25 protein-coding genes are annotated in these 26,248 nt (G+C 47.2%); 5 read left to right on the forward strand and 20 right to left on the reverse strand.

Annotation, left to right across the window (positions count from 1 at the left end):
* Window positions 1-101: 101 nt before the first annotated feature.
* From GQ671_RS04185 to GQ671_RS04195, 3 genes are read left to right on the forward strand one after another with little or no spacing between them, the layout of a single operon-like run.
* The gene (locus GQ671_RS04185) at window positions 102-734 is read left to right on the forward strand and encodes a GNAT family N-acetyltransferase (RefSeq protein WP_160653112.1); all 633 of its coding nucleotides are present in this window, start codon (window positions 102-104) and stop codon (window positions 732-734) included.
* A 10-nt stretch (window positions 735-744) separates the two neighbouring features.
* A complete protein-coding gene (locus tag GQ671_RS04190; protein ID WP_160653115.1) occupies window positions 745-1,386 on the forward strand; it encodes a CBS and ACT domain-containing protein in 642 nt (213 codons plus the stop codon).
* Window positions 1,383-2,534 (forward strand): acetoin utilization protein AcuC, encoded by a 1,152-nt coding sequence (locus tag GQ671_RS04195; RefSeq protein WP_160653120.1) that lies wholly within the window; start codon window positions 1,383-1,385, stop codon window positions 2,532-2,534. The genes GQ671_RS04190 and GQ671_RS04195 overlap by 4 nt, the downstream gene beginning before the upstream one ends.
* Window positions 2,535-2,596: 62 nt before the next feature.
* Here the strand turns inward: GQ671_RS04195 and ccpA are convergent, their stop codons facing one another.
* The 9 genes from ccpA to GQ671_RS04240 all read right to left on the reverse strand — a co-directional run bounded on the left by ccpA (window position 2,597) and on the right by GQ671_RS04240 (window position 11,471).
* Window positions 2,597-3,586, reverse strand: a complete 990-nt coding sequence (gene ccpA / locus GQ671_RS04200; protein WP_160653123.1) for a catabolite control protein A — start codon at window positions 3,584-3,586, stop codon at window positions 2,597-2,599.
* Between the two features lie 182 nt (window positions 3,587-3,768).
* The gene (locus GQ671_RS04205; protein WP_160653125.1) at window positions 3,769-4,257 is read right to left on the reverse strand and encodes a YtxH domain-containing protein; all 489 of its coding nucleotides are present in this window, start codon (window positions 4,255-4,257) and stop codon (window positions 3,769-3,771) included.
* An 11-nt stretch (window positions 4,258-4,268) separates the two neighbouring features.
* A complete protein-coding gene (locus GQ671_RS04210; RefSeq protein ID WP_160653128.1) occupies window positions 4,269-4,835 on the reverse strand; it encodes a DUF948 domain-containing protein in 567 nt (188 codons plus the stop codon).
* 84 nt (window positions 4,836-4,919) lie between these two features.
* Window positions 4,920-6,221 (reverse strand): UDP-N-acetylmuramate--L-alanine ligase, encoded by a 1,302-nt coding sequence (gene murC, locus GQ671_RS04215; RefSeq protein WP_160653132.1) that lies wholly within the window; start codon window positions 6,219-6,221, stop codon window positions 4,920-4,922.
* A 27-nt stretch (window positions 6,222-6,248) separates the two neighbouring features.
* Window positions 6,249-7,970 (reverse strand): DNA translocase FtsK, encoded by a 1,722-nt coding sequence (locus tag GQ671_RS04220; protein ID WP_160653135.1) that lies wholly within the window; start codon window positions 7,968-7,970, stop codon window positions 6,249-6,251.
* A gap of 10 nt (window positions 7,971-7,980) precedes the next feature.
* Window positions 7,981-8,571 carry a YtpR family tRNA-binding protein gene (gene ytpR, locus GQ671_RS04225; protein ID WP_160653138.1) on the reverse strand — a complete coding sequence of 197 codons (591 nt, stop codon included), beginning with the start codon at window positions 8,569-8,571 and terminating at the stop codon, window positions 7,981-7,983.
* Window positions 8,568-9,380 carry a DUF1444 family protein gene (locus GQ671_RS04230; protein ID WP_160653142.1) on the reverse strand — a complete coding sequence of 271 codons (813 nt, stop codon included), beginning with the start codon at window positions 9,378-9,380 and terminating at the stop codon, window positions 8,568-8,570. Before GQ671_RS04230 ends, ytpR begins: the two co-directional genes overlap by 4 nt.
* 15 nt (window positions 9,381-9,395) lie before the next feature.
* The gene (locus GQ671_RS04235; RefSeq protein WP_160653145.1) at window positions 9,396-10,391 is read right to left on the reverse strand and encodes a PTS transporter subunit IIC; all 996 of its coding nucleotides are present in this window, start codon (window positions 10,389-10,391) and stop codon (window positions 9,396-9,398) included.
* Window positions 10,392-11,471 carry a M42 family metallopeptidase gene (locus tag GQ671_RS04240; protein ID WP_160653148.1) on the reverse strand — a complete coding sequence of 360 codons (1,080 nt, stop codon included), beginning with the start codon at window positions 11,469-11,471 and terminating at the stop codon, window positions 10,392-10,394.
* A 70-nt stretch (window positions 11,472-11,541) separates the two neighbouring features.
* Here GQ671_RS04240 and GQ671_RS04245 point away from each other — a divergent pair, with 70 nt between their 5' ends.
* Complete coding sequence (locus tag GQ671_RS04245; RefSeq protein ID WP_160653151.1) at window positions 11,542-11,841, forward strand: PepSY domain-containing protein; 300 nt, start codon at window positions 11,542-11,544, stop codon at window positions 11,839-11,841.
* A gap of 216 nt (window positions 11,842-12,057) precedes the next feature.
* On the opposite strand, the gene trmB is transcribed toward GQ671_RS04245, so the two are convergent.
* The 7 genes from trmB to GQ671_RS04280 form a co-directional block, all read right to left on the reverse strand.
* Window positions 12,058-12,690, reverse strand: a complete 633-nt coding sequence (trmB, locus tag GQ671_RS04250) for a tRNA (guanosine(46)-N7)-methyltransferase TrmB (protein ID WP_160653154.1) — start codon at window positions 12,688-12,690, stop codon at window positions 12,058-12,060.
* Between the two features lie 42 nt (window positions 12,691-12,732).
* Window positions 12,733-13,524 (reverse strand): phosphotransferase family protein, encoded by a 792-nt coding sequence (locus GQ671_RS04255; protein ID WP_160653157.1) that lies wholly within the window; start codon window positions 13,522-13,524, stop codon window positions 12,733-12,735.
* Window positions 13,525-13,747: 223 nt separating this feature from the next.
* Complete coding sequence (gene dat, locus GQ671_RS04260) at window positions 13,748-14,596, reverse strand: D-amino-acid transaminase (RefSeq protein WP_160653160.1); 849 nt, start codon at window positions 14,594-14,596, stop codon at window positions 13,748-13,750.
* Window positions 14,577-16,007, reverse strand: coding sequence for a dipeptidase PepV (gene pepV, locus GQ671_RS04265; protein WP_160653163.1), 1,431 nt, complete (start codon window positions 16,005-16,007; stop codon window positions 14,577-14,579). The genes dat and pepV overlap by 20 nt, the downstream gene beginning before the upstream one ends.
* A gap of 112 nt (window positions 16,008-16,119) precedes the next feature.
* A complete protein-coding gene (locus GQ671_RS04270; RefSeq protein WP_160653166.1) occupies window positions 16,120-16,995 on the reverse strand; it encodes a hypothetical protein in 876 nt (291 codons plus the stop codon).
* A 78-nt stretch (window positions 16,996-17,073) separates the two neighbouring features.
* Complete coding sequence (locus tag GQ671_RS04275) at window positions 17,074-17,766, reverse strand: pseudouridine synthase (protein ID WP_160653168.1); 693 nt, start codon at window positions 17,764-17,766, stop codon at window positions 17,074-17,076.
* Window positions 17,767-19,401 carry a putative polysaccharide biosynthesis protein gene (locus GQ671_RS04280; RefSeq protein WP_160653171.1) on the reverse strand — a complete coding sequence of 545 codons (1,635 nt, stop codon included), beginning with the start codon at window positions 19,399-19,401 and terminating at the stop codon, window positions 17,767-17,769.
* Window positions 19,402-19,480: 79 nt separating this feature from the next.
* Between GQ671_RS04280 and GQ671_RS04285 the strand changes: the two genes are divergently transcribed.
* Entirely contained in the window at window positions 19,481-20,731 is a 1,251-nt protein-coding gene (locus GQ671_RS04285; RefSeq protein WP_160653174.1) for a BaiN/RdsA family NAD(P)/FAD-dependent oxidoreductase, read from the forward strand.
* Between the two features lie 49 nt (window positions 20,732-20,780).
* Here the strand turns inward: GQ671_RS04285 and leuS are convergent, their stop codons facing one another.
* The 4 genes from leuS to GQ671_RS04305 all read right to left on the reverse strand — a co-directional run bounded on the left by leuS (window position 20,781) and on the right by GQ671_RS04305 (window position 26,212).
* A complete protein-coding gene (leuS, locus tag GQ671_RS04290; protein WP_160653176.1) occupies window positions 20,781-23,192 on the reverse strand; it encodes a leucine--tRNA ligase in 2,412 nt (803 codons plus the stop codon).
* 257 nt (window positions 23,193-23,449) lie between these two features.
* Window positions 23,450-23,941 (reverse strand): methylated-DNA--[protein]-cysteine S-methyltransferase, encoded by a 492-nt coding sequence (locus GQ671_RS04295; protein WP_246153153.1) that lies wholly within the window; start codon window positions 23,939-23,941, stop codon window positions 23,450-23,452.
* Window positions 23,941-25,485, reverse strand: a complete 1,545-nt coding sequence (locus GQ671_RS04300; protein WP_160653179.1) for a hypothetical protein — start codon at window positions 25,483-25,485, stop codon at window positions 23,941-23,943. Before GQ671_RS04300 ends, GQ671_RS04295 begins: the two co-directional genes overlap by 1 nt.
* A complete protein-coding gene (locus GQ671_RS04305; RefSeq protein ID WP_160653182.1) occupies window positions 25,466-26,212 on the reverse strand; it encodes an ABC transporter ATP-binding protein in 747 nt (248 codons plus the stop codon). Before GQ671_RS04305 ends, GQ671_RS04300 begins: the two co-directional genes overlap by 20 nt.
* Between the last annotated feature and the right edge of the window lie 36 nt (window positions 26,213-26,248).

Consider the following 26,248-nt stretch of genomic DNA (forward strand, 5'->3'; position numbering starts at 1 on the left):
ATGTAACTCCCCTTTTGTATTTTCTCTTTTACATCTATTATTATATAATAGAATAGAGCAATTTTTCAAAATAATTGAAATAAAATTCGGGAGGTCTTTTTTTGCATCATACGAAGACTTATTATAAAGAGGAGTTTGAGACGGAAAACCATTCTTTTATTGTAGAAGGGCCCTTGACCGCCGAAACGCTTTCCGCTTTCACATTTGATGATGGTCTTGATGCCTTTCGCCCGCCGAAAGAGCAGTTCGAAGCAGTCATGGAAATTGCGGATCTCGAGGAAGGCAGGATAATCATTGTTCGAACAGAATCCCATATCATCGGGTACGTGACCTTCCTGCACCCCGACCCCATGGAGCGCTGGTCCGATGGCAACCTGCCCTATATCATGGAACTCGGTGCTGTCGAAATCAGTCTCGACTACCGCAGTTTCGGTCTGGGCAAGCGACTGCTCAAGCTTGCAATGCAGGATGATCATATGGAGAACTACATCATCATTACAACCGAATACTATTGGCATTGGGATCTGAAGAACAGCGGTCTTGGTGTATACGAATATAAGGAACTGATGATCAGTCTGATGGCAAGTGCAGGATTTGAAGTCTTTCAGACGAATGATCCTGAAATCACAGGACATCCCGCCAACACACTGATGGCACGCATAGGCAGCAATATCGAAGAAGAACAGATGATGGCATTTGATGAACTCAGATTCAAAAACCGCTTTTTTATCTAGGAGGAATAGCATGCTGGTTGAAAGAATCATGACAACACCGGTCAAGACACTGACGCCTGAACATACGATTGAAGATGCGCTGAACATGATGGGGGAGAATGCATTCCGCCATATTCCGATTGTGGATCAAAACACGCGACTGGTCGGCATCATTTCAGACAGGGATATCAAATTGACCCTGCCTTCTGTACTCTCGGACGAAGATCCGGACTTTACCCTGAAGGTACCCATATCGAGAATCATGCGCAAGAGGGTGACCTACTGCCATCCGATGGATTTTGTAGAGGAGATTGCGCTCGATTTCTACCACTACTCCATCGGTGCCATACCTGTCTTGAGAGACGACAAGGTAGTCGGTATCGTCACACAGAAGGATATGCTGAACACCTATCTGGAACTCACCGGGATGACCGAGCCGGGGTCCATCATAGAAATCGATATAGAAGACCGTACCGGCGTCATCCATGATATCGGTAAAGTATTCAAGGAACTGAATATCAAGATCATCAGCATCTCCGTCTACAGGAACAAGGAGAAAAAAGGTTACAAGACCGTCCTGCTCAGGGTTCAGGCTATGAATCCAAGAAAAGCCATCGACATACTCAAAGATAGAGGGTTCACAGTACTCGAGCCTTCACAGATGGGCCAATGACAAAACCCGTCTACATCTACGATGAATCCCTGCTCAAGTACCGCTTCAACTCCACCCATCCTTTCAATCAGATGCGTCTGAAGATGACTACCGATCTGTTGATGGCGTCGGGTCATCTGGAGACAGCTGATATCATGAAGCCGCGCGAAGCGACTGATGAGGAACTTCAACTTGTTCATAAGAAGGATTATATCGAAGCAGTAAAACTAGCAGGCAAAGGTGAACTGCCACCGGATAAGCTGGAGAACTATGGCCTCGACACAGAGGATACGCCGAGTTTTGAGGATATGCATGATAAGAGCCGCATACTGGTCGGTGCGACGCTTACTGCCGTGGAGGCGGTGATGGAAGGCAGATGCAGCAAAGCGCTCAATCTTTCAGGTGGTCTGCACCATGGTTTCAGCGGACGGGCCGGTGGGTTCTGCATCTATAATGATACCGCGGTCGCCATAGAGTATCTTAGAACAAAGTATAATAAGCGCGTGCTCTACATTGATACCGATGCCCATCACGGAGACGGTGTGCAATGGATCTTCTATCATACGAACGAAGTGATGACCTACTCCATCCATGAGACGGGCCGATATCTTTTCCCCGGTACCGGGAGTCTGACAGAGCGCGGGACTGAGGAAGGGTTCGGCTATGCCGTCAACCTGCCGATTGATGCATTTACAGAAGATGATTCCTTCCTGTCGATTTTCAAGGAGACACTTGAAGCAGCCATTATAAAATTCAAGCCGGATGTCATATTCAGTCAGAATGGCGTCGACGCACACTTTCGCGATCCGATGACCCATCTTTCACTGACTTCCCGTACTTTCGAGGAGATTCCCCGCTTTGTCAACGAGATGGCCGACAAGTATACCGATGGAAAATGGATTGCTGTTGGCGGTGGCGGCTATAACATCTGGCAGGTCGTCCCCCGCATGTGGGCCCAGGTGTGGTTTGCAATGAATGGTCAGGAGGCACCTCGAGGCAAGCTTCCTGAATCATATGTCAAACAATATCAGGAAAAGTGTCCGGTCGACTTTCCTGTCAACTGGGAAGATACTCTGGATGACTATACGGATATACCGAGACGCCAGGAAATAAACGAGAAGAACCGCAGCATGATGTCACGCGCCATGCGCCACCTGGAGGATGAGTAGGTTTCACGTAAAGAAGCACCCTGATCGTATGATCAGGGTGCTTCTTTACATTGAGAAAGACATTACTTTGTTGTTGCACGATATTCGATACTATAGGGAAGGATGACATTAGCCTCTTCCACAGTCTCTTCATTCATATACTTTGTCAGCAGTCTCATGCCGACTGCACCAATATCATATAGCGGCAATGCGATGCTCGAAAGCGACGGACGCACCATATTGACAAGGCGCGTATTGCTGCAGCTCAGTATTTCCAGCTGATCAGGAATCGAAACACCGTTATCCATTGCCTTATGAAGCAGACCAATCGCTGTTTCATCACTCATTGTGATGACGACATCGGCATCAAGTTCCCTGATGGTATCATACAGCTCTGCACCGGACTGGTAGTCTGCACCGGTGGATATGATGTACTGCTCATCGAATGTCATGTCATGTTCATCATAAGCAGCTTTAAGACCATCTACAATATGGCGTTCCAACTGCTCTGAATAAGACCCTTCGACAAATGCAATCTGTTTTGCACCACCATCCAGAAACTTCGATGCCGCCTCTTTGATTGCCTCATTGTAGTCGATATTGACTGAAGGCATATTTTCATCCTTCTCACTCGTACCACATATGACGACAGGAAGATGCGATTTCTTGATGTCATTAAGTGTCTCCTCATTCAGTGCACCACCGAGGAATACGATGCCGTCTACCTGCTTGCTGATGAGACCGAGGAAAGCATCCCTTTCCTTACCCGGATCATTATCTGTATTCGTAATGATGATCTGATAATTGTACATTTCAGCAATATCATCAAGACCTCTTGCCAATGCAGAATAATACAGATTGGAAATATCTGGTATTATGACGCCGACAGTCGTCGTCTTCTTACTTGCCAGACCACGTGCTACGGCATTTGGACGATAGTCCAGCCTCTCTATTACATCTTTAACTTTTTTTCTTGTTTCGGGCTTAACATTAGGATTCCCGTTAAGCACTCTTGAGACGGTTGCCATGGAAACTTTAGCCTCTCTGGCAACATCATATATAGTAACCGTCATATTGCACCTCCACACGCTTCTGAAAACGCTTTTTGTACTATAATAACACGACCATGGGGTTTAGTCATGAAGAAATCATTCCAAGATTGAAATTATCCCTGCTCTGAGGGTCGCAATGACACATCCTGGTCAAAAAAATAACCACATGAGTGAACATGTGGTTATTTTAGCAAAACATACTATTATGACTTTTTGTCTGCTTCAGAGCTTTCAGAGAACTTGGACATATCTACAGTATTGGCATTTTCCGTACTCGGTTCATTGACTTCTTCGTGAATCGCGTCCTTCTGTGCTTTAACTGCAGATTCATCAAGAGATTTAACCCTTTTCTTCTCTTCCTTTTCGCCCTTCTTGGCAGCCACATCATCTTTCTTTTCTTCTACTTTGCCGCGAAGTTCATCCGTTTTTTCCTGAACTTTTTCCTTTAGACCTTTATCTTCTCCATCACTGCCACTATCATTGCTTGAGTTTTTGGAGAATTTCTGGGTCTGGTCTGAAATATCGTCTCTTAGAGCATCTCCGGATTTCGGTGCAAGCAGCAGACCGCCTACCGTACCTACAAGAAGGCCGATGATCAGACCGACGGAGAAATCTCTTCCAGTCGTCTGGTTGATCTGTTCTTCATATTCCTCAACTCCGTGGAGATGGCGATCACGATTATAGGTTTCCATATAAGAACCTCCTATTTATTTCTTTCGTCGTCAAGTCCAGCGTTTACGCGGTTTTCATCAAGATTATCAGTTGTTGTTACAGACTGGTTCACAGCAACCGGCAGATTTTCCGGATCGCTTTCAGCTGTTGTAGAATACTTTGTATTGAACGCGCTATTGCGTTTCTGACGCATCTGCCATTTATCTGCAACTTCCATTGCAACATTTGACCACTGGACAACCTGGGAAATCTTTTCTTCATTCTGTGATATGTTGTGGGTAATTGAATTTGTCACCCTATCCACTGAAGAATTCAGGTTATTCATTGACTGCCCGATACCTTGTACAGCATCCACTACAGAGTTCAGCTTCGCGGATTTGCCTTGTACATCTTCTGCCAGACGATTCGTCTTATGCAGCAGGTCAGTGGATTCTCTTGTAATACCCTGAATCTGTCCTTCTACTCCGTCAAGTGTCTTTGCAACATGGTCCAGATTCTTTTTGACTGAAAACAGTACAATTGCAATCGCAATACAAAGAATCAGAAAAGCAAGTGCTGCAACACCTGCGGCAATGTATAAAATAATTTGCCAATCCATCATAACGCCTCCATCTATATCTTTTTTGTTATTCACTCTTTAAAATAACCCAAATGCATGTGTCATAAACATCTTTCATGATTATCAGGATAATAACTCTGTAAATCTTTTTTCATACTTCTGGATATCGCCGGCGCCCATGAATATGATGACAGCTCCTTCATGCTTGTTGAGTTTCGCAATATCATCACTCTCATCCAGAAGCTCCGCATCAGGAATGAGTTCGACCAGATCCCGGCTTGAAAGTTCCCCTTCGTTCTCACGTGCCGACCCGAATATATCCACGATATATGCTTTATCGGAGGCGGACAGTGCATCCGCAAATTCGTTCAGGAACTTTTTGGTTCTTGAGAACGTATGCGGCTGGAAGACAGTGACTATATCACGGCCGCTATACTTTTTCCTGGCGGTTTCAAGCGTTGCACGGATCTCTTTCGGATGATGTGCGTAGTCGTCCACGATGACCATGCCATTTCTGAATGTTTCGCTGAAACGTCTTTTGACACCACCGAACGTCATGAATGCCTTTTTGATGTTTTCCATGTCGAGCGTCTCCAGATAGCCTACAGTAATGACAGCAAGAGAATTAAGCACATGATGATCTCCGTACATCGGAATCGTGAAAGTATCAAGAAACGCCTCACCGACATGCACATCAAAGCGTGTCCCATTGGAGACCGTCTCGATGTTTGAAGCCCTGACATCGAAATCACCGTCGATGCCGTAGAAGTAGACAGGCACCTTATAGTCGAGTTGCCTTGTATGCTCATCCCCTCCATAGGCAATGACCGCCTTTTTCACCTGATCCGCCATTTCCGAGAAGGCATTGACGACATCATCCAGATCCTTGAAGTAGTCCGGATGGTCGAAATCGATATTGGTGATGATTGCGTAATCGGGATGATAGCTCAGGAAGTGGCGCTTGTACTCACATGATTCGAATGTGAAATACTTGCTGTCTTCGAGGCCGAATCCGGTACCATCACCGATGAGGAACGTCGTATCGACATCTCCATTCATTACATGGCTGAGCAGACCGGTTGTTGATGTCTTGCCATGCGCACCGGTTACAGCGATTGAAGTGAACTGGTTCATGAACTGTGAAAGGAACTCATGGTAGCGGATGACCGGATACCCCTTTTCCAACGCTGTCCTGATCTCCACATGATTGTCATCGAAGGCATTTCCTGCGATATAAGTGAAGCCTTCCACTACATTGGCAAGATCGAAAGGCAGAATCCTGATGCCTTTGTCTCTGAGCTGATGCTCAGTGAAAACTTCCTTTTCTATGTCGGCTCCCTGCACTTCATGACCGAGATCATGGAGTACCTGGGCCAGGGCGCTCATGCCTGCCCCCTTAATTCCTATAAAATGATATTTTTCCATGCGCTCACCATACTTTCATAAATTGATTCATCGGGTCATGCCTTTCAGATGAGAAAGAACATTTTCCTTTATTTTCTGATCCAGTATACCGGCATTCACTCTGAGCGGCTTGTTGGATGTTGGAATCTGGATCAGCATATCATTGCCTTGGACCAGTTCATTGCTGTTATCCACTACGCGTGATTTCTCATCTTTGAATGAAATGCGGGTCTGCATCATCTGCAGCAGTTCAAATCGTATGCCGACATCTTTCCTGGAATGGTTCATTATCAGATGCATGCCGAGCGGCTTGCCTTTTTTCAGAATCTGTACAATGCTCCGGATCGCCTCTGGATTATTGTGCTCGAACAATTCCGACAGATCATCAATGACAATCACTACTACACTCTTTCTTGCATCGGTTCTGACCCGCTTGTTGTAGCTGTCCAGATTGCGTACATGCGCTCTTCTGAACTGGTTATGCCTATCATTCAGCTCTTCCAGTACATCATGCAGTACATGCTTGTCTGTCAGAGATACCGGCTCCCTGAACGCATAGGGAAGCGAACCATAAGCTCTATGGCTCTCCTTGTCGGAAGCCACCATGATTTCAAGCTCCCTTGGGCTGTGGTTCATCATCAGAGAAACGAGGATGTTATCGATGACTCTTGTCGAATGAAGCGATTCCCCGCCGTAGATGAGCATATGGCCGGCTTTCTGCAGTGGGAAGCTGAATATCTGATCATCCACCGTCTTGCCTATGACGAATTTGAAATCGTTCTTCCTTGTTCTGAGTGAACTTGATGCAAACAGTGTGCTGAATGGTATCGGGTGTACTACAGGCAGGGCAAACTCGACGCCTATATTACTTGTACCCACAATCGGCGCAATAATCTTGACATCTTCAAAAGGCAGCACTTCAATCAGGTGCTCCTTCAGCTTTCCGATGACGTTCAGTCTGAAGTTTCTTTCCAGGGAAAGCTCATAGCGTCCGATGATGCCATTCGTCCGGTAGGCGATGACTTTTGTCGGCACACCAATCGCATCAAACGCAGCAACCACCTCATCAGCAAATGATTCACCGGAAGTTTCATAGGCGCTGTCCTGACCTTCACCTAATATATGTAGGGGTGGCAATGTACTTTTAGGGCCACTCCGTTTAGCTGTATTCTGGTTTGATCTATGCTTTTTCTTATCGTAGGGTGTCATGATGACATTGAAAGGAGAAGTGGACTTCTGCCCTTCACGGCTGTCTTCGCCCTTATCCAGAGAAACCGGCTGCACCACTTCGGCAGACGTCGGCTCAAGATGTGTTGGATGGATCTGCATCTTTTTCTCGTTGTTCTGAAGACGCTTCTGCTGTCTTTTCTCACGATTCTGCCGATCCCTTTTCAGCTGCTCGACAATCGGGGAAACATACCCGGTTTTTTCACTTTCAGCAGACTCATCCTTCTGATCATGATCTCTCGAACCCGGATTCCCTTTTGAACCATGTATTGCCGATGGCACCGCGCGAGCTTTCGTAATGGTATGCTTTTTCGGACGCCTTCTCTGATAACGGCTGTCATCCAGCAGTGACTGCTGCTGCTCTCTTCTTATCGGGTCACCCTGATCTCTGGTTTCAGCAGCCGGCTCAGGCTCAGCCTGTTTACTGATTGCATCGTCCTGTGCCAAATCATCCATATCCAGAGGGAATCTGAACCTTTCCTTATCGGAATGGTTCTCATCCTGGTTATGACCAAATTGCCTTCTCCTTCTTGATCTGTTCATCCAATCACCCTTATTTCACTTCGAATGGTTGTGCGACTTCATAGCTGTCATCGAGGACGTAGATGCCTTTGCTGCCGTCATCCGGGAGGTTCAATTCCTTTTTGGAACAGATCATCCCCTTCGAATCGACACCTCTCAATGTCGAAGGTTTGATATACAGTCCGTCAGGCATGATGGCCCCCACCTTTGCCACAACAACATGCTGGCCTGAATCGACATTCGGTGCTCCACAGACGATCTGAAGCTCTTCGTCTCCGATATCCACCTTGCATACATTCAGCTTATCTGCATCCGGATGCTTCGATTTATCAAGCACCTTGCCTACTACAAACTTCGGCGACAGCTCCGGATTTATTGCATCAAGTCCTTTGGATCTCAATACTTCATTGATTTCACCGACAATCGATTCGTCCGGTCGTATATTTACGTCATCCGGCAGGGAAATCACTTTGGACGCATCAAATATGTTCAATCCGATGATCTCGTCACCATCTTTGATGACAGTCAGACCTTCGTGATAAGCATATGACGGATTTTCTGTTTTTTTCAAAGTTACAAGCAGTACATCTCCAACATGCTGATGATTATAAGTCAGTTTCATTCTTCTCTACCTCTTTTATGGTTCTTTTGTTTACCCAGTATGAAGACCGGTTCCAATTTCTTTTCACGATACGAAAATGACAGGGATGTGATCGGCGTCAGTCCTTCTGCAAAATACTGCATCATCATCTGTGCCATGATATCATATCCGACACTGTTTCTCACATTGGCGATGATCAGTACATCCTGGTGTGGAAGCCCTACAAGCATCTCACCGTCGAACTTTTCATGCATGTCATCGAGCATCTCCTCATTCAGAATCCGTGTGGCATCATAGCCGTCATTATGATTGATGAAATAAAAATCATTCTCCTGGATGGTTTCACCTTTATGGGAGATCGGCAGCTGTTTCATGTTGTGCTCCGCAAGCTTGCGCAATGCCTCCTTGTCGAGACCAAGCGTACTGATGAGCTTTTCGTCAATCAGCCTGTAGCTGTTTTTGAAATCCACTGCATAATAGATATTCGTTTCGTTCGTATGCGCATCAAAGATGAATGCATCACCGTTCTTGTTTTCCTTATGGAAGCTTGTAGAGCGTATGACCGGATAGATGCTCGCCTCGTCGAGGCTGATCTCCTCCTCTTTCATGCGTTCCAGTGTCTCATTTATATAATAAACGATTTCTTCAATAAAATTCTCGTCATTCTTTGCCTTGTCGACTGCTTTGGACAGTGCGATATCCAGACCTTTTCCATTATCTTTTCTTTCCACCCTGAGCATTTCCTCTTTGCGGTCGAAAGAAGTCAGGAAATCATTGCGTCTTTCTTCAAGTTTTTCCACAATTCTATTTTTTAGCTGGAAAATATTCATCAGATTTCCTCCGTTCTATTCTTTTGCACCCAGTTTGAGCCTCTGATCGCCTTCTTTGATCAGTCCTGTGCGTTTCAGCAAAGTATAGAATACCAAAGTTACCACAGCAGGTAAAACAATTTGGAATACAAGAATGAGTATCCATACTTCAGGTGACGGCCCCATGGTTTCGATGGTCATGATCTGACCGACCAGGCCGCTCGTTCCCATGCCAGCACCTGCTGCATTGTTCTCCATCGGAAAGAAGACCGTCATGACAGGCGCAATGATAGCGCTCGCCAGAACAGGCGGCAGCAGGATGAATGGATTAAGCAGAACATTCGGCACCTGGAGCATCGATGTACCAAGACCGATGGACAGTACTCCGGAAAAGCCATTATCCCTGTACCCGGTCACAGCAAGCCCTACCATATGGCAGCAGCAGCCGATGACAGCAGCACCTGCGGCCAGACCGCTGATATCGAGCATGAGGGCCAGTGCTGCACTGGAGAGGGGCGCAGTAAGCGTAATTCCGAATATGACCGCAACAAGCATCCCCATTATGAAGGGGCGCTGGTCTGTGGCGAACACGATGACTTCTCCCATGCTTGTCATGAAGTCACCGATGACCGGGCCGATGAAGCGCGCGATAAGATAGCCGAAAATGATTGTAAAAAGCGGTGTGATGATGATATCGATCTTGGTTCTGCCTGCATACAGTCTGGCGATTTCTATCGATATGATACTCGCGATATAACTGCCCGCGGCGCCTCCCATATCATAGGCTGCATAACTTACGACGACGACTGAGAATATGACGAGCGGCGGGGCTTTCAGGCCATACGCAATCGCGGCACCGATCGCAGCTCCGGTCATGGCCATGGCGACTGCTCCGATCTCTTTCAGACTTTCAAGATATGGCACGTAAGTTCCGATCGTATCAATGATCAGACCGATAATGAGCGAAGAAAACAGGCCGAGTGCCATGAAACTCATGCCATCAATGAACCATCTTCTAAGAAATCCTCTCATCTACTGTCCTCTCAGCTCTGTAACTTTATCATGATTGATGCCTCTGACCAGTTCCGTCAGCATCGTTTTGGCATGCAGATAGTCTTCTGCATTGATAATCGAGTGGGAAGTATGGATGTAGCGGGCAACGATGCCGACAACAGCACTGATGACTCCTTCATTCGATACATGGATGCTTCCGGCATCCGTACCTCCTGGAGACTGGTAGTACTGGAACTTGATATCGTGCTGCTCAGCTGTATGGAGCATATAGTCACGCATCGGCTTCGACAGGATCATTGTGCGGTCCATGATGCGGACCAGTGTGCCTTCACCGATTCTACCGATATCATCCTTGTTGCCAAGCATGTCATTTGCCGGTGAGCAGTCCACAGCAAAAGCAATATCCGGTCTGATCATGTTCGAACTCACTTTGGCACCGCGCAGGCCGACTTCCTCCTGCACATTGGCACCGACATACAGGTCGCAGTCAAGTTCCACATCAGCCAGAGCCTCAAGCGTCTCTATTGCGATCAGGCAGCCATATCGGTTATCCCAGGCTTTGGCAAGCAGTTTATTGTCCTGCTCAAGCACTTCGAAATTGACGTCAGGCACGATGGAATCACCCGGACGGATGCCCATCGACTCAAGGTCTTCCCTGCTGTCTGCACCGACATCAAGCAGCATATCGTCAAGCTGGACCGGTTTGCTGCCTTCCCCTTTTCTGAAGTGGACAGGGACGCTGCCGATGACGCCGGTAACTTCCTTATCTTCGGATGTCCGCACTTTGAACTTATGGCTCAGCAATACATCGTTCGACCAGCCACCAAGCGGAGTGAATTTGATCATTCCGTTTTCCGTAAGCTGTGTCACCATGAATCCGACTTCATCCATATGTCCCGCGATCATGACTTTTGGTGCATTCTCCACCTTCGACTTTTTAAGCGCAAAGATGCCACCCAGTCCGTCCTGCAGAATTTCATCAGCAGATGGTGCCATTTCATTTTTCATATAGCTGCGCACCTTATCTTCAAAACCGGGTGCACCATGCAGTTCCGTCAGTGTTTTCATTCTTTCGAGTGTCTTGTTTGTAATTTTCATCTATATTCCCCTTTTATAATCATGTGACTTGAAAAATATGCTAAACTGAGTGCGATGGGAGGTCATGTTCATGCTACAGAAAATCATCAGAATCACACTTCTTTTTGCCGTTATGATAGTGCCGGCATATATCTTGATCAGGCGGAACAGGCATATTCAGCCCGAGTCGATCATTGATGCGCTTCACAGGCAATATGAAGGCATTGCTTTCATTTCAATCGATCATAGAATAGCCAGAAGCAAATTCCTGGGCTTGGACCGCGATGTCTATAAAGGGCGCCTTCATATGAAAGACAGACGTGGCACGACACGCTACCAGTTCACTGCCGATGCCTATACAGGAGAAATCATGGAAACTACCGAGCTGTAGAATCTGTGATTTCTTTTATATGGTCATGGGATATCTCCCCGGACCTTAACCGTTTCTTTCCTCATTCTGAACACGCTATGTACCTTCTCCTGCCCTTTTCCCAATGAAATAGTAATGCCCAAATCATTTCCTCCAGACTTTAAAAGGATCCTTTAGTACGCAACACTATTTTATCATTCTTTCAGGATGAAATACATGGCATAAAAAAAAGCATCTTTAGAAAGATGCTCTGATTCTGTATATCTTATTCCCTTTTGCTGAAAACTTCTCTTCGTACTCAGTCCGGATGTTATCTTCCGGTTCATCAGCATGCAAATCGAGCTTTACTTCGTGAAAGTCCATACCGTAGCTGTTCAGGCTGATAAGACTGAATTCAAACAGACCTCTGTTATCCGTCTTGAACTGCAGCAGCCCCTCTTCATCCAGGATGGTGCTGTACTTCTCAAGAAATGACCGGGAGGTCAGACGTCGTTTCTCATGACGGCTCTTCGGCCATGGATCCGAGAAATTAAGATAGATCCGGGATACTTTGTCATTTCTGAAATATGCATCTATTGCATTCGCATCGAGCAGCACAAGTCTGACGTTCAGAAGACCTGACTCGAGTACTTTTTCAACGACACGGATCATTACGTTCTTATCCAGTTCTATCCCAACAAAGTTGATGTCCGGATACTTTTTGGCCAATTCGGTTATAAATGTACCCATGCCGGTACCCACTTCTACATGAAGTGGTCCTGTGTCGGGAAAGAACGCCCCTACCCTTCCGGAATAGGTGGAATCGATGTCCACAATACTATTGTTTTCCTGTAAAAAATCCATTGCCCAAGGCTTATTGCGCATTCTCATTTTCTTTCTCCACCTGCTTGATATCACTTGAAAATTTAAATATTAAATAAAACGGTCTCTCTGAATCACCTTGTTAAGGAAAATGATCCAGTCATTCATGTCCTTGAAACGCTTATGATCTTCGTACCATTGGATCATGGTGATGGCCTGGACAAGGGTATACCACTTCATCCGCTTCATCAGATCACGATCCAGAGGCTTGCCATATACACCAAGCCAGCTTTCCCAGTCATCCAGGTCCACGTACGTATAAAGAATCATGCCAAGATCAATTGCAGGATCTGCAATCATGGCACCTTCCCAGTCCACAAGATAAAGCTCATCCTGATCGGATAGAAGCCAGTTGTTATGATTGACGTCTCCATGGCACACTGTACAGAACGCCTCATCTATGACGGGCATTTCATTTTCCAGGTATTGGATTGCTGCACGCACAGTGTGGTGGGCATTAACCTTCGGGGATAATGACGTCTGTATCTTATTCAGCAGTAGATCAGGCAGCATAGGTTTCATGCCAAGCTTTTTCAGCATGGTGAGAAGCGGCCTTGATGAATGGATTTTTTTCATCAAAGAGGCCACCCTCTCCGAGCACATCTCTTCACGAGTCAGCTCCCGGCCATTTTTCCAATGCTGTGCTGTCACTACTTCTCCGGTCTCTATTCTTTTGGTCCAGACCAGTTTCGGTACAATACCTTCAGCGGACAGCGCTGCAAGGAAAGGGCTGGCGTTACGTTTCAGGAACAGCTTCCTGCCATCTTGCTCTGCCTTATAGGCTTCACCAGATGCTCCACCCACAGGGTCAAGTGTCCAGCCGAGCTGATAGAAATGCTCCAAATTCCACACCTCTTTTCATCGTCAAAGAAAAAAGCGCTAAATATTAGAAAATAAGATAGCGCCGGTTTCTGTTCGTAGTTATAAATTTTATAGGGTTTTATAGTTTATTTCAAGGACTATTATCCATCGATTTTATGACAACAGGGCGTTACGTGTCCACAAATCCATACACTGTAAGCGTTGAAGCGTCATAAATAAATTAGAGTAATTTTTCAGGTTAACATTATTTAACCAGGTTTAATTTATGGATCTCCTCGTCGAACCCTTCCTGAATGGCATGGGTGATCCTGCCTTTTGATCCATCGCCGACCACTTCACCGTCTACTTCAGTGACAGGTGTCACTTCCTGCGTGGTGCTCGTGATGAAGACTTCTTCCGCATTCATCAGGTCACCGACAGTGAATGCTTTCTCTTCATAAGGGATCTTCCGGTCTCTGGCTACTTTCAGTACCTCAAGCCTGGTAATGCCGTTCAATATCATATTATTTGCCGGATGGGTTCTGAGCACACCGTCTTTGACAATGAATACATTTGTTGAAGAACCTTCGGTGACGATGCCCTCGCGATTGAGGATTGTTTCATGGGCACCGGCACGAATAGCGCGCTCCTTCTCCATGACATTTGCGAGCAGATTCAGGCTCTTGACGTGGCATTTCAGCCATCTGTAGTCATCTGCTGTAATGACGCTGATACCTTCCTCCATCTGGGCGGTCGGACGTGAGATTTCATTCATGTATGCAAGTACAACCGGTTTCTTGTTTGCCAGGTAGGCATGATTTCTTTTCCCAATGCCTCTGGATACTTGTATATATACCGATCCATCATCAATATTGTTCTTCTCATTCAGCTCGGTGACAATCTCCACCATTCTGGCACGGTCAAGACCTTCGATTCCAATCTCGGATGCACTTCTGACCAGGCGATCCATATGTTCATCCAGTGTAAAGAATTCGTTATTGTAGACCCTTACGACTTCATAGACCCCGTCACCAAAATAGAAAGCCCGATCGTTGTAGTCTACTGTAATTTCGTCATCATTTTTGAATTGTCCATTATAATAGCTGATCTTCATCCATCTCACCCTTTATACAGATTCTATGAAGTGCTTCCAGATAAATTTCTGTCGCCTTCAGCAGTTCTTCGACCTTCATGCGTTCATTCTTCTGGTGCATCGTATCGGCAGTGTCTTTGAACATTGCTCCAAACGCAACCCCTTTTTCCAGAGTCCGTGCATAGGTGCCGCCTCCGATTGTGAATGGCTCAGTCTGGTCATCCACGTGGTTGCGGTATGCATCGGTCAGTATTTGAACCAGAGGGTCTTCCTTATCCACATAATGTGGCGGCTGGTAGTCCAGATCTTCAATGGTGAAGCCTTTTTCGGATACATCATTTTTCAGAGCATCCATTCTGGTGTCAAAATCAACACCTTCAGGATATCTGAGGTTGATGCCGAAAATCCCGCCGTCGACTTCCGTATAGTTGATCATGCCGACGTTTACTGACGTCTCACCCATCTCAGGATGTGAGTGGTCCATGTCGAGCTGGGAGCCATCTGTCCGGCCCACGAGTCTGTCTACTGCAAATTCAGCAAATGCCCTTGCATTATTATCCAGTTCAAGACGGGCGAGAAACTGGATCAGGATCAATCCGGCGTTCACACCGGATTCCGGAGTGGAACCATGGGCGCTTCTGCCCTGGATGCTCAATTTGAGAAAGCCATTATCCACTTCATATGATCCTTCCGCTTCTGTTTCCCTCAGAAAATCTTCGTACGACTGGATGACTTCACTCATATTCTGCTGGACCTTCAGTTTTGCTTCCGCATCTTCCGGCACCATATTATACCTTTCACCGGAGATGAGTGCTTTCAGCTCGATTCTCGGCTCATCTTCATCCAACGACGTCTGTTTCTGAACGAAATTGAATGTGGAAATACCTTTTTCCCCATGTATTATCGGAAAAGCAGCATCCGGCGCAAAGCCTGCATCCGGCATCTCTTCAGCCTTGAAATAGGCTTCAGTGCACTGCCAGTCGGATTCCTCGTCTGTACCTATGATCAGGCGTGTACGGTATTTGAATGGCGTTCCCTGGTCCTGAAGGATCTTTATGGCGTAATAGGCGGCGATGGTCGGTCCTTTATCGTCCTGGACCCCCCTCGCCACTATTTCGCCATTCCTGATTTCCGGAGTGAAAGGATCTGTATTCCAGCCTTTGCCGGGCGGGACCACATCGACATGCCCCAGTATGCCGAATATCTTTTCTCCTTGTCCTGCTTCGATGTGACCGGCGATGTTCTCTACATCCAGTGTGGAAAAGCCATCACGGCGGCCGAGTTCAAGCATATAGTCCAGTGCACGTCTCGGTCCTGTGCCCACCGGGGCATCCTTTGAAGGCTCTCCTTTGACACTTTCAATCTCAAGCAGCCCGAACAGGTCTTCCATCAGATCATCCTTGTAGGATTCAACCAGAGCTTTATAGTCCATCAGCATGTTCTCCCATCTTATGTACACAATCTTTTTTACAATGATAAAGAAAAAGAAATGCAAAAACAAGGGAACAGAGCAATAAATGCATCTGTTCCCTTAAAAAAACTGACTATTTCTTGTTGTTATTGCTGTTGCTGTTACCGGACTTGCTGTTCGACTTATTACTATTGCTGTTATTGGATTTGTTTTTATTACTGTTACTGGATTTATTGCCTTTATCATTGTCGTCATCAGTTACAACGTGGATGTTGTGATTTTCGTTCTTTTCACCCTGGTCATCCACTACGTCGACATCCGTAACATTGTCCTTGTTCAGACCACCGAAGGATACATCATCCTGCAGATTCTCCTGGGAATGGATGCCACCTTCTGAAATCCATTCATTGTTCATCTGCTCGGCAGTGAGCTGTCCTTCTGCGTCCATTCTGTCGGGCTTAGTAGTGTGCTCTTCACCGTTAGAATCTACGCTGCTCCTACCTTGACTAGGAGATTTCTTGTCATTCTGGTTGTTTTCGTCGTTCTCATCACTTGAGTTCTGACCGGAACTTTCAGAGTCTTGGTCAGATTCTTCACTGTTCATTCTGGATTTGACCTTGTCCTGCGCGTCGCGTGCATAACTCTTAGGATCTTCCTTGGCCTTGTTGAACTCCGATTTGGCCATTTCCTGATATTCACCAGCCTGCTTGGTAAATTTCTCCTGATAGCCTGAAGCCTGCTCAGTTACTTTACCCTGTACATTCTGGGCGTAGCCTTTAGGGTCTTCCTTTACTTTGCCATATTCGTTCTTGGCCATTTCCTGGTATTCGCCAGCCTGTTTGGACAGTTTATCCTGCACATTCTGGGCATAGCCTTTAGGGTCTTCTTTTACTTTATTATATTCATTCTTTACAACATCGCGGTTCTCTTTCTTGGATAATTGCTTTGCTGCCACTGCAATTCCAAGCATAGCTGCTAATTTCAGTAATCCTCCAGTTTTTCTAGCCATTTCCAACACCTCTTGTAAATTTTTATTTTTGATTATATTTTTCGATACCTGATTGATATTTACCCATTACTCCATGCACTAAACCTTTTTGATCAACTTGAATTCATTTTCATCCAATCTTCTGTAATGACCCTTAGGCAGCGTATCGTCAAGCCTCAGTCCCCCGATATGAGTTCGATGAAGATCAATCACTTCATTCTCTAAATACTGGAACATTCTTTTCACCTGATGGTATTTTCCTTCGGTGATTGTCAGTTCGACCTTTCTTGCGGCCAGTTTCATGGCTGCTGCAGGCGCAGTGGTGAAGTCTTTCAACGGAATGCCATGTTCGATCTTCTGAATATCAGATTGGGAGACCTCATCTCTGAGCTCCGCAATATAGGTCTTGCCGACCTTATGCTTTGGACTCATCAGCTCATGGGCAAACTTGCCGTCATTGGTGATCAGAAGCAGACCGGTCGTGTCCTTGTCCAATCTGCCCACCGGAAACAGCTCATCTTTTTGTGGATGGTCGATCAGATCGATTACAGTGCGAGCCTGTTCTTTCTCGGTGGAAGATATTACGCCTTTCGGTTTATTGAGCATAATGTATATATGACTCTCAAGTAATATGCGTACTCCATCGACCATGACCGTGCTATCATGGTCTGTTTCCAATTTCGGATCTGTCACAACTGTACCATCAACCTCGACCCGCTTCTTCTTGATCATTGCTTTGACCGCGCTGCGGCTGCCTGTGCCTGCATTCGCCAGGTATTTATCAAGTCTCATCTAGAGCACCTTCAGTTTCTTTCTGATCTTATCTGCCCGACTGCCGAGAATTTCATCCGCCAGTCCACTTTTGAACGACAGCATCATATAGACGAGTCCGCCTGCTGGTACAGCAACTGCCATGATGATGAGGGAATTGACCTTCTGATCGACTTCCAGATTGAAAATGAATGCATAGTAGATGAGCTCCACAACAAGCAGCATCGCCAGACTGAAGACGATAATCTGGATGAGCGGTTTCACCAAAGGTCTGAAATGGAATCTGCCATATCGTTTGATGATGAGGAAATTGATCAGTGCACCGATACTGAGTGCGATGCCTGTCCCCATCACGGCACCTACCGTACCGAACTGGATGATCAGCGGAATGTTGATGGCCGCTTTTATGGCAAGCATGGCAAGAACAACGTACAGCGTCAGGTTCTGCTTGTCTATCCCCTGGACGACAGAGCAAGTAATGGTGAACAGTGAAATCGCGATGCTTACAGGTGCATAGAACAGAAGGATCTTTATGCCCATCTCATTGAATTCATAGAATGATGTATAGAGTGGCGCCGACAGGATCATCATGCCGAGTGCAGCTGGAATGACGAAGAAGAGCAGCATGAGCACCATCATCTTGATCTGCTGGTGGACACCTTCCATGTTGCCTTTCTGGTAGTTCTTCGTAATGAACGGCAGTACCGTAATCGCAAAGGCGGAAGCGAAGGCAGTCGGAATCATGACGAGCTTATGAGTCGTCAGATTGAGCATGCCGAACCATGCATCATGATACTCCTCCGGCACCCCGCCGAGCGCGAGACCGTTGTTGTGCGTCAGCTGGTCGATGAACAGCGTCAGCGGAATGCTGATGCTGACGATGATGAATGGAATGCCGTAACGGATGATTTCCGAATACATCTCGCGATATGAAAAGTCATAATCGGTGTTATCCGACGCAATCATTTCATCGATATGCTTTTTCCTTTTCCTCCAGAAATAAAGGAGCGTCACCATGGAACCGAGTACACCGACGAAAGCGGCAAAAACTGCGACTTCATTCGCCGTCTGTACGGTGCCGCCCCACACATTGAGAACGAGGAACGCGCCGCCAAGCAGGAAGATGATTCTGATCCCCTGTTCGATGACTGCAGAGACACTTGTGGGGCCGAAGGATTCGAATCCTTGGAAGATACCCCGCCACGTCGCCATGAACGGCACGACGATGACTGCGACACTGACCACGCGGATGATCCGTGTAACGTCCTCAGCCGACCAGCGGTGTGCCCCTTCCCCAGCTGCAAGCATCTGCAGTTCTGCGATGAAGGGCGCGGCAATGAAGAGCGCGAGAAACGCAATGATACCTGAACCCATCATGACATACAGGCTTGAGCGGTACAGTTTCTGGCTGGTTGCATAGGCACCAAGCGCATTGTATTTGGAAACATATTTGGATACGGCACCCGGCACGCCAGCTGCCGCGATGGAAAGCATGATGGTATACGGTGTATACGCATAGCCGTACAGGGCAAGATTTTCTTCCCCGCCCATAATACTGTAAAATGGAATGAGATACAGCATTCCCAGAAGCTTGGTGATGAATGTAGCAATGGTGAGAAGGAATGTACCTCGTACCAAGTTATTCGAATCAGACATTTTATAACCCTCTTACATTAAGAATAATATCCATTATAATCGAAAGCATACCAGTTTTAAACAAAAAGGAGAACATCCCATGTACCATACCATTATCGTCGGTGGTGGTGTGAGTGGCCTCATGGCCGCCCATGCCGCTTCCGAGACCGGCAATCGTGTATTGCTCATAGAGAAGAACAAGTCGCTCGGAAAGAAGCTGCTGATCTCAGGCGGAGGACGCTGTAATGTGACGAACAGGCTGCCTTATGAAGAAATCATCAGCCACATACCGGGAAACGGAAAATTCCTGTATGGCCCCTTCAGCACCTTCGACAATGAAAGCATCATTCATTTCGTCGAATCACGCGGTGTCAGCCTCAAGGAGGAGGATCACGGCCGGATGTTTCCGGTTACGGACAAGGCGCAGGATATCCTGGATGTCTTCCTGGCATCACTTGAAAAGAACAATGTGGAGGTCAGGACCGAAACAATTGTCAAGGAGATCATGGTCGAAGGACCACAGGTGACAGGCGTCAGGCTGGAGGGGAACACCGTACTGGAAGCCGAAAATATCATCATTACCACCGGTGGAAAAAGTGTGCCACAGACCGGTTCGACTGGAGATGGACATCGCTTTGCAGCCTCTGCAGGACATACGATTACAGAACTTTTTCCGACCGAAGTCCCCATCACCTCTGCTGAACCTTTCATTAAAGAAGACAGGCTGAAGGGACTGAGCCTCTCTGATGTCGCGCTCTCTGTGCTGAAGAAAAATGGAAAGCCGAGGGTGACACATAGGATGGATATGATATTCACCCATTTCGGCATCAGTGGCCCGGCAGCACTCCGTTGCAGCCAGTTCGTCCATAAGGAAAAGAAGAGCCAGAAGAAGGACCGGATTCTCATGTCGCTTGATTTTTTCCCGGACAAAAGCACGGGACAGATGCGGGCAATGATCGAAGAGACCATTGCCGGCAATCGTGACCGTTCCTTGAAAAACACACTGAAGACGCTGCTGCAGGAGCGACTCGTCCTATTCCTGCTGGACTTCCTTGAAATAGATGGCTCAGCGAACGGCCATCACGTATCCAGAGAGAACATCGACAAGGTCGCCGCGTTCCTGAAAGGTTTTCGGTTCAATGTTGATGGCACCCAGTCCATCGAGAAGGCATTTGTCACCGGCGGTGGTGTATCACTCAAGGAGGTTACGCCACAGACGATGGAGAGCAGGAGGACAAAAGGTCTGTATTTTGCAGGAGAAGTGCTGGATATACACGGATATACAGGCGGCTATAACATTACCAGTGCACTCGTAACCGGCTATGTCGCCGGCCACAGCACGACCATATAAAAAACCTCCCGGAATTGTGAAGTACCACAATTCCGGGAGGTTTTTACTACTAGTTTGCAACAATATTGACGAGCTTACCTGGAACGACGATGACTTTCCTCACCGTCTTTTCCCGGATGGCCTCTTGTACACGATTCGACTCGATTGCGATGCGTTCGAGATCTTCCTTGCCGGCTTCAGCCGGTACATTCATTTTTTCTTTGACCTTGCCGTTGACCTGGATGACGATTTCGACTTCATCTTCTACAAGCTTGGACTCATCGAACGTCGGCCATGCTGCATAGGCGATTGTTTCACTGTGTCCGAGTTTTTCCCACAGCTCTTCAGCAACGTGTGGTGCGACAGGCGAAAGCAGTTTGACGAATCCTTCGATGAATTCCTGATTCATCTGATCCTGCTTGTAGCACTCATTGATGAATACCATGAGCTGTGAGATGGCCGTATTGAAGTTGAGGGACTCGAAGTCTTCAGTCACCTTCTTGACGGTTGCATGATAGACCTTGTCAAGTGCAGGTGTCGCGCTGTCGACGACACTGTCCTTCAGCTGCCCATTCTCATCGACAAGCAGTCTCCATACACGGTCGAGGAAGCGGCGTGCGCCATCAAGACCGTTGTCACTCCAGGCGATGGAGGCATCAAGTGGTCCCATGAACATCTCGTACAGCCTGAGTGTATCTGCCCCATGTGAGATGACGATATCGTCCGGATTGATGACGTTGCCTTTGGACTTGCTCATTTTCTCATTGCCTTCTCCAAGAATCATACCCTGATTGAACAGCTTCTGGAATGGCTCCTTAGTTTCCACCACACCGACATCATACAGCACCTTGTGCCAGAACCTGGCATATAGCAGGTGAAGTACGGCATGCTCTGCGCCACCGATGTATAGATCGACAGGCATCCAGTGCTGAAGTTTTTCCTTGGAAGCGAGCGCCTCGGTATTATGCGGATCGATGAATCTCAGATAATACCAGCAGCTGCCTGCCCATTGCGGCATCGTATTCGTTTCTCTGCGGCCTTTGACACCATCTCCCCTGACGACGGTGAGCCACTCCTCATTATTGGCAAGTGGAGATTCCCCTGTACCAGAAGGTTTGATTTCATCCATTTCAGGCAGCATGAGCGGCAGTTCTGCTTCATCAAGCACACTCATCGTTCCATCTTCCCAGTATACAACCGGAATCGGTTCGCCCCAGTAGCGCTGACGTGCAAACAGCCAGTCACGCAGCTTGTAGGTCGTCTTATGCTCTCCGGCACCTTGCGATTCAAGAATTTCAATCGCTTTTGCGATGGCTGTTTCCTTGTCGAGACCATCGAGTTCGCCTGAATTGATATGCACACCATCTCCAGTGTATGCTTCCTTCTCAATGTCGCCGCCTTCTACAACCGCCTTGATCGGGAGATCGTACGCATGTGCAAATTCGTAGTCACGTTCGTCGTGCGCCGGCACAGCCATGATTGCACCGGTACCATATGAAGCAAGTACATAATCCGCAATCCATATCGGCATCCTGTCACCGGACAATGGATTGGTGGCGTAGGCGCCAGTGAATGCACCCGACTTCTCCTTGGACAGGTCGGTACGCTCCAGTTCACTCTTTCTTGCAGCCTTCTCCTGGTACGCTTCAATCTGTGAGCGGTATTCATCTTTTGTAATGGCATCAATCAGTTCATGTTCCGGAGACAGTACAGCATATGTTGCGCCGTGAATTGTATCCGGACGCGTTGTGAAGGCAGTGAATGATTCATCTGTACCGTCGATTTGGAAGGTGATGTTCGCTCCTTCCGATCTGCCGATCCAGTTTCTCTGCATATCCTTGAGCGATTCCGGCCAGTCCAGGTCCTCCAGATCTTCAAGCAGACGATCGGCGTATGCTGTAATCTTGAGCATCCACTGCTTCATCGGCTTTCTGACGACCGGATGTCCACCGCGCTCCGATACACCATCGATGACCTCTTCATTGGCAAGTACCGTGCCCAGTGCTTCACACCAGTTCACCGGTACTTCGTCGACATAAGCCAACCCCTTGTTGTAGAGCTGGATGAAAATCCACTGTGTCCACTTGTAGTAGTCCGGATCTGTCGTATTGATTTCACGATCCCAGTCATAGCTGAAGCCGAGCTCCTTGATCTGACGACGGAAGGTGTCGATATTCTTTTCATTGAATGCACGTATGTCGTTACCCGTGTCGATGGCGTACTGTTCAGCCGGCAGACCGAACGCATCCCAGCCGATCGGATGCAGCACATTATAGCCCTGCATCCTTTTCATTCTTGAAATGATGTCTGTTGCCGTGTAGCCTTCCGGGTGCCCGACGTGAAGTCCGGCTCCTGATGGATATGGAAACATGTCGAGTGCGTAGAACTTCTTCTTGTCATACTCTTCCTCTGTCTTGAATATCTTGTCCTGTTCCCAGTGTGTCTGCCACTTCTTTTCAATATCCTGATGATTGAACGCCATAAAAATCCTCCTCGAATATAAATAATCCCATGCCTATATAAGCATGGGACGATCATATATCTATACGACCGCGGTACCACCCGCATTCACCGTTAAGTGCAACTTCATTTGATAAGATTAGTTTTGATCTGGACAAGTTCGTATACATCCACTACTGGTTCGCAGCACCCACCAGCTCTCTTGAAATGCATCCATATACTACTGACTCCAATACTTATAAATATAGATTATATTCATACAATTGGCAAGGTGTATGTTCAAGTGGCGTGGATATCGATGCCTTCCACCTGAAGCAGCCCGCGTTTTTTATGGAGCCCACCCGTGTATCCACCAAGCGTGCCATCCGAAGCGATGACACGGTGGCATGGTATGATGATTGAAATCGGATTTCTGCCATTGGCATTTGCGACCGCCCTCGAATGATTCGGTCCGCCGCAGTCCGAAGCCAGTGCCTTATAGCTTATTGTCTCACCATATGGGATTTCACTGAGACGCTGCCATACTTTCTGCTGGAAAGGCGTACCGACCGTAAATTTCACGTGCACATCAAAATGCGTGCGTTTCCCGCTGAAATATTCCCGAAGCTCACTTGCACACTGTCTGATGACCAGGGATGCACTGTCGTAATCATTCGATTCCACCACTTCTGCTTCGGCTGCATGATCCAGTTCAACAATCCGATCCGCTTCGGAACGGATTTTCAACCACCCGATCGGAGTTTCCATGTAATAGAGTTCTGTCATAACCATCAGTCCTTATAAGTGATTTTAAAACCTTCATCGTATCTTCCTGCAACTCTACCAAGTACAAACCAGGCGGCCACAGCGCATATGGCAAGGATATTGATGATAATCAGACCCTGCCGCACTCCCATGACATTTCCCTCGAGCCAGAAGGGAAGCATCGAAATCATCATGAAGACGACGAACATGATCATTGTAATGATGATATTGCTCGCGGTATCGAGCCGTCTTGATGGATTTTTCCGGCTTACCACCGGATTCGAGCTGCCGATCAGCATGCCGACCGGTACAGCAGCAAGACAGACAAGCAGGATGCAGGCAAGCATATACAGCAGTATGTCCACACCTGCTGTCGAAAAAAACCATGTGATTGTAAAGATGATCATGAGGAAAGGTACTGTTGCCAATATATTAAAAATGTATTTGGCAAATGCGAGCTGACTGCCTGGTACCGGCAGCACCTGCAGCATCTGGAAGTGTTCTGCGTCCCGTGCGGTATGGTGGGCACCAATATACAATGCGGTGACCAGTGCGCCTCCGGCAGCTGTCGAGACCAGCTGGCTGCCTTCCATGACTAAAAACTGCGCCCCTGCTTCTGCCGGCGAGGAGAAGTATACAAGCACGAGCGGCAGCACGTATATGGGGAGAAGGACAGCAAGTTCCCTGATATTACGGAACGACAGTTTCATATCCTTGCATGCCAGCATGATGACAGGATGGCTGATGCTGCTTCGACCGGCTTTTCTTCTCCCCGTAGAATGTCCCTCTGTGATACCTACTCTATCTATTGCACGTACTACGATGAATTTCGTCAATAAGATGATGGCGATTGCAGCCACGATCATGAGGATCGGCCCGAGTATGCCAGCGACAGGACTGTAATCGTATAGAATACCGCTGAATGATATCGGAATTTCAGGGAACATAGCCAGAATGCCGGTGAAAGAGTCGGCAACTATGAACATGATGATGTAGATCAGCAGAAATGACATGCCTCCAAGAAATGCCAGTATTTCACTGACCTTCTTGACCGGCATCATATTTGCGGTCAAGAATACAAGCCCGAACGAAATAGAAGTGAAAAACATGCCCAGCACAATAAAATAGATGATGCTGTTGAGCATCAGCATCCACTGGCCATCTCTCGCGGCCAATGCCGCACCCACTACTACTGAAAGTGGCAGCAGGATTGAAGTTGAATAAAATAGATTGTGCCTGATGAACTTCGCATAGAACAGTTCAGCAGCAGATATCGGATATGACATGTAGAGCGCTATGCTTCCGCTTAAAATCATATCCTTGATGATGAAATGAATCGACAGCAGGACAAGTATGATCGCACTGGCCAGAGACAGCATCAGAAGAAGCAGATCCAGATAGCCCTGGTCGATTGAAGCAGTGATCGAGAACAGCAGTGTCGTTACGAGTGGTAAAAGTATCAGCATAAGGAGGAGACCGATCAGTATATAGACGATCTTCCGCGATTCTCCCAGCACTCTCCAGTAGTTTAAGAGCGCGCGTCGCTCCGTATCAAGTATCAGACGGATCATTTCCGCTCACCTCTGTCAATTCCAGAAAAATATCTTCGAGCCCTGCTGTTTCATTGCCCGCCATTTTCCTAAGCTCCGCCAAGGTGCCCTGCGCGAGTTTTCTTCCATTATAGATGATGAGGATATCCGTAGCTATCTCTTCAGCCAGGGAAAGATTATGGGTGGTCAGGAAGACCGTCCTGCCCGATTCAGCATATTCCCTCAAATAGTTCTTGAGGTTCCTATTGCTTTTCGGATCAAGACCTACAGTCGGCTCATCAAGAAAAAGGATGTCCGGCTTGTGGATGAGCGCACCAATCAGCGCCACCTTCTGTTTCATGCCGTGGGAATACTCCTCTATCAGAGTATCCAGCTTTCCTTCAAGATCGAACAGTGCCAGAAGCTTCTGCTGCTCCTCCAGAAAGACCGCTTCGTCGATCTTATAGACGCTCGCAATGAAGTTCAGATATTCCCTGCCGGTCAGTTTACCCATCAGATCCGGCGTATCGGGAATAAAACTGAGCCTTGCCTTCAGATGGGTCTTACCTGGCCCCATCTCTTCCCCGAACATCTCCACCGAACCGCCCGATGCCTTGAGCAGACCGGTCAGCATACGTATTGTTGTGGATTTGCCTGAGCCATTCGGCCCGATGAAAGCAAACAGTTCCCCACTCCCTACTGTAAAGTTCAGATCCCTCACTGCGTAGCTGCTGCCATACTTCTTGTCCAACTTTTCAACCTTGAGCATAATTTCTCCTTAACCTTGTACATTTTGACGTCTTCA

Source organism: Salinicoccus hispanicus (genome assembly GCF_009831115.1).
GTDB classification, from domain to species: domain Bacteria; phylum Bacillota; class Bacilli; order Staphylococcales; family Salinicoccaceae; genus Salinicoccus; species Salinicoccus hispanicus.

Excerpts from the sequence above, each read along its gene's own strand:
- GQ671_RS04190 (WP_160653115.1), top strand. The coding sequence starts at position 745 with ATGCTGGTTGAAAGAATCATGACAACACCGGTCAAGACACTGACGCCT.
- GQ671_RS04195 (WP_160653120.1), top strand. The coding sequence starts at position 1,383 with ATGACAAAACCCGTCTACATCTACGATGAATCCCTGCTCAAGTACCGC.
- ccpA (WP_160653123.1), bottom strand. The coding sequence starts at position 3,586 with ATGACGGTTACTATATATGATGTTGCCAGAGAGGCTAAAGTTTCCATG.
- GQ671_RS04205 (WP_160653125.1), bottom strand. The coding sequence starts at position 4,257 with ATGGAAACCTATAATCGTGATCGCCATCTCCACGGAGTTGAGGAATAT.
- GQ671_RS04210 (WP_160653128.1), bottom strand. The coding sequence starts at position 4,835 with ATGGATTGGCAAATTATTTTATACATTGCCGCAGGTGTTGCAGCACTT.
- murC (WP_160653132.1), bottom strand. The coding sequence starts at position 6,221 with ATGGAAAAATATCATTTTATAGGAATTAAGGGGGCAGGCATGAGCGCC.
- GQ671_RS04220 (WP_160653135.1), bottom strand. The coding sequence starts at position 7,970 with ATGAACAGATCAAGAAGGAGAAGGCAATTTGGTCATAACCAGGATGAG.
- ytpR (WP_160653138.1), bottom strand. The coding sequence starts at position 8,571 with ATGAAACTGACTTATAATCATCAGCATGTTGGAGATGTACTGCTTGTA.
- GQ671_RS04230 (WP_160653142.1), bottom strand. The coding sequence starts at position 9,380 with ATGAATATTTTCCAGCTAAAAAATAGAATTGTGGAAAAACTTGAAGAA.
- GQ671_RS04235 (WP_160653145.1), bottom strand. The coding sequence starts at position 10,391 with ATGAGAGGATTTCTTAGAAGATGGTTCATTGATGGCATGAGTTTCATG.
- GQ671_RS04240 (WP_160653148.1), bottom strand. The coding sequence starts at position 11,471 with ATGAAAATTACAAACAAGACACTCGAAAGAATGAAAACACTGACGGAA.
- GQ671_RS04245 (WP_160653151.1), top strand. The coding sequence starts at position 11,542 with ATGCTACAGAAAATCATCAGAATCACACTTCTTTTTGCCGTTATGATA.
- trmB (WP_160653154.1), bottom strand. The coding sequence starts at position 12,690 with ATGAGAATGCGCAATAAGCCTTGGGCAATGGATTTTTTACAGGAAAAC.
- dat (WP_160653160.1), bottom strand. The coding sequence starts at position 14,596 with ATGAAGATCAGCTATTATAATGGACAATTCAAAAATGATGACGAAATT.
- pepV (WP_160653163.1), bottom strand. The coding sequence starts at position 16,007 with ATGGACTATAAAGCTCTGGTTGAATCCTACAAGGATGATCTGATGGAA.
- GQ671_RS04270 (WP_160653166.1), bottom strand. The coding sequence starts at position 16,995 with ATGGCTAGAAAAACTGGAGGATTACTGAAATTAGCAGCTATGCTTGGA.
- GQ671_RS04275 (WP_160653168.1), bottom strand. The coding sequence starts at position 17,766 with ATGAGACTTGATAAATACCTGGCGAATGCAGGCACAGGCAGCCGCAGC.
- GQ671_RS04280 (WP_160653171.1), bottom strand. The coding sequence starts at position 19,401 with ATGTCTGATTCGAATAACTTGGTACGAGGTACATTCCTTCTCACCATT.
- GQ671_RS04285 (WP_160653174.1), top strand. The coding sequence starts at position 19,481 with ATGTACCATACCATTATCGTCGGTGGTGGTGTGAGTGGCCTCATGGCC.
- leuS (WP_160653176.1), bottom strand. The coding sequence starts at position 23,192 with ATGGCGTTCAATCATCAGGATATTGAAAAGAAGTGGCAGACACACTGG.
- GQ671_RS04295 (WP_246153153.1), bottom strand. The coding sequence starts at position 23,941 with ATGGTTATGACAGAACTCTATTACATGGAAACTCCGATCGGGTGGTTG.
- GQ671_RS04300 (WP_160653179.1), bottom strand. The coding sequence starts at position 25,485 with ATGATCCGTCTGATACTTGATACGGAGCGACGCGCGCTCTTAAACTAC.
- GQ671_RS04305 (WP_160653182.1), bottom strand. The coding sequence starts at position 26,212 with ATGCTCAAGGTTGAAAAGTTGGACAAGAAGTATGGCAGCAGCTACGCA.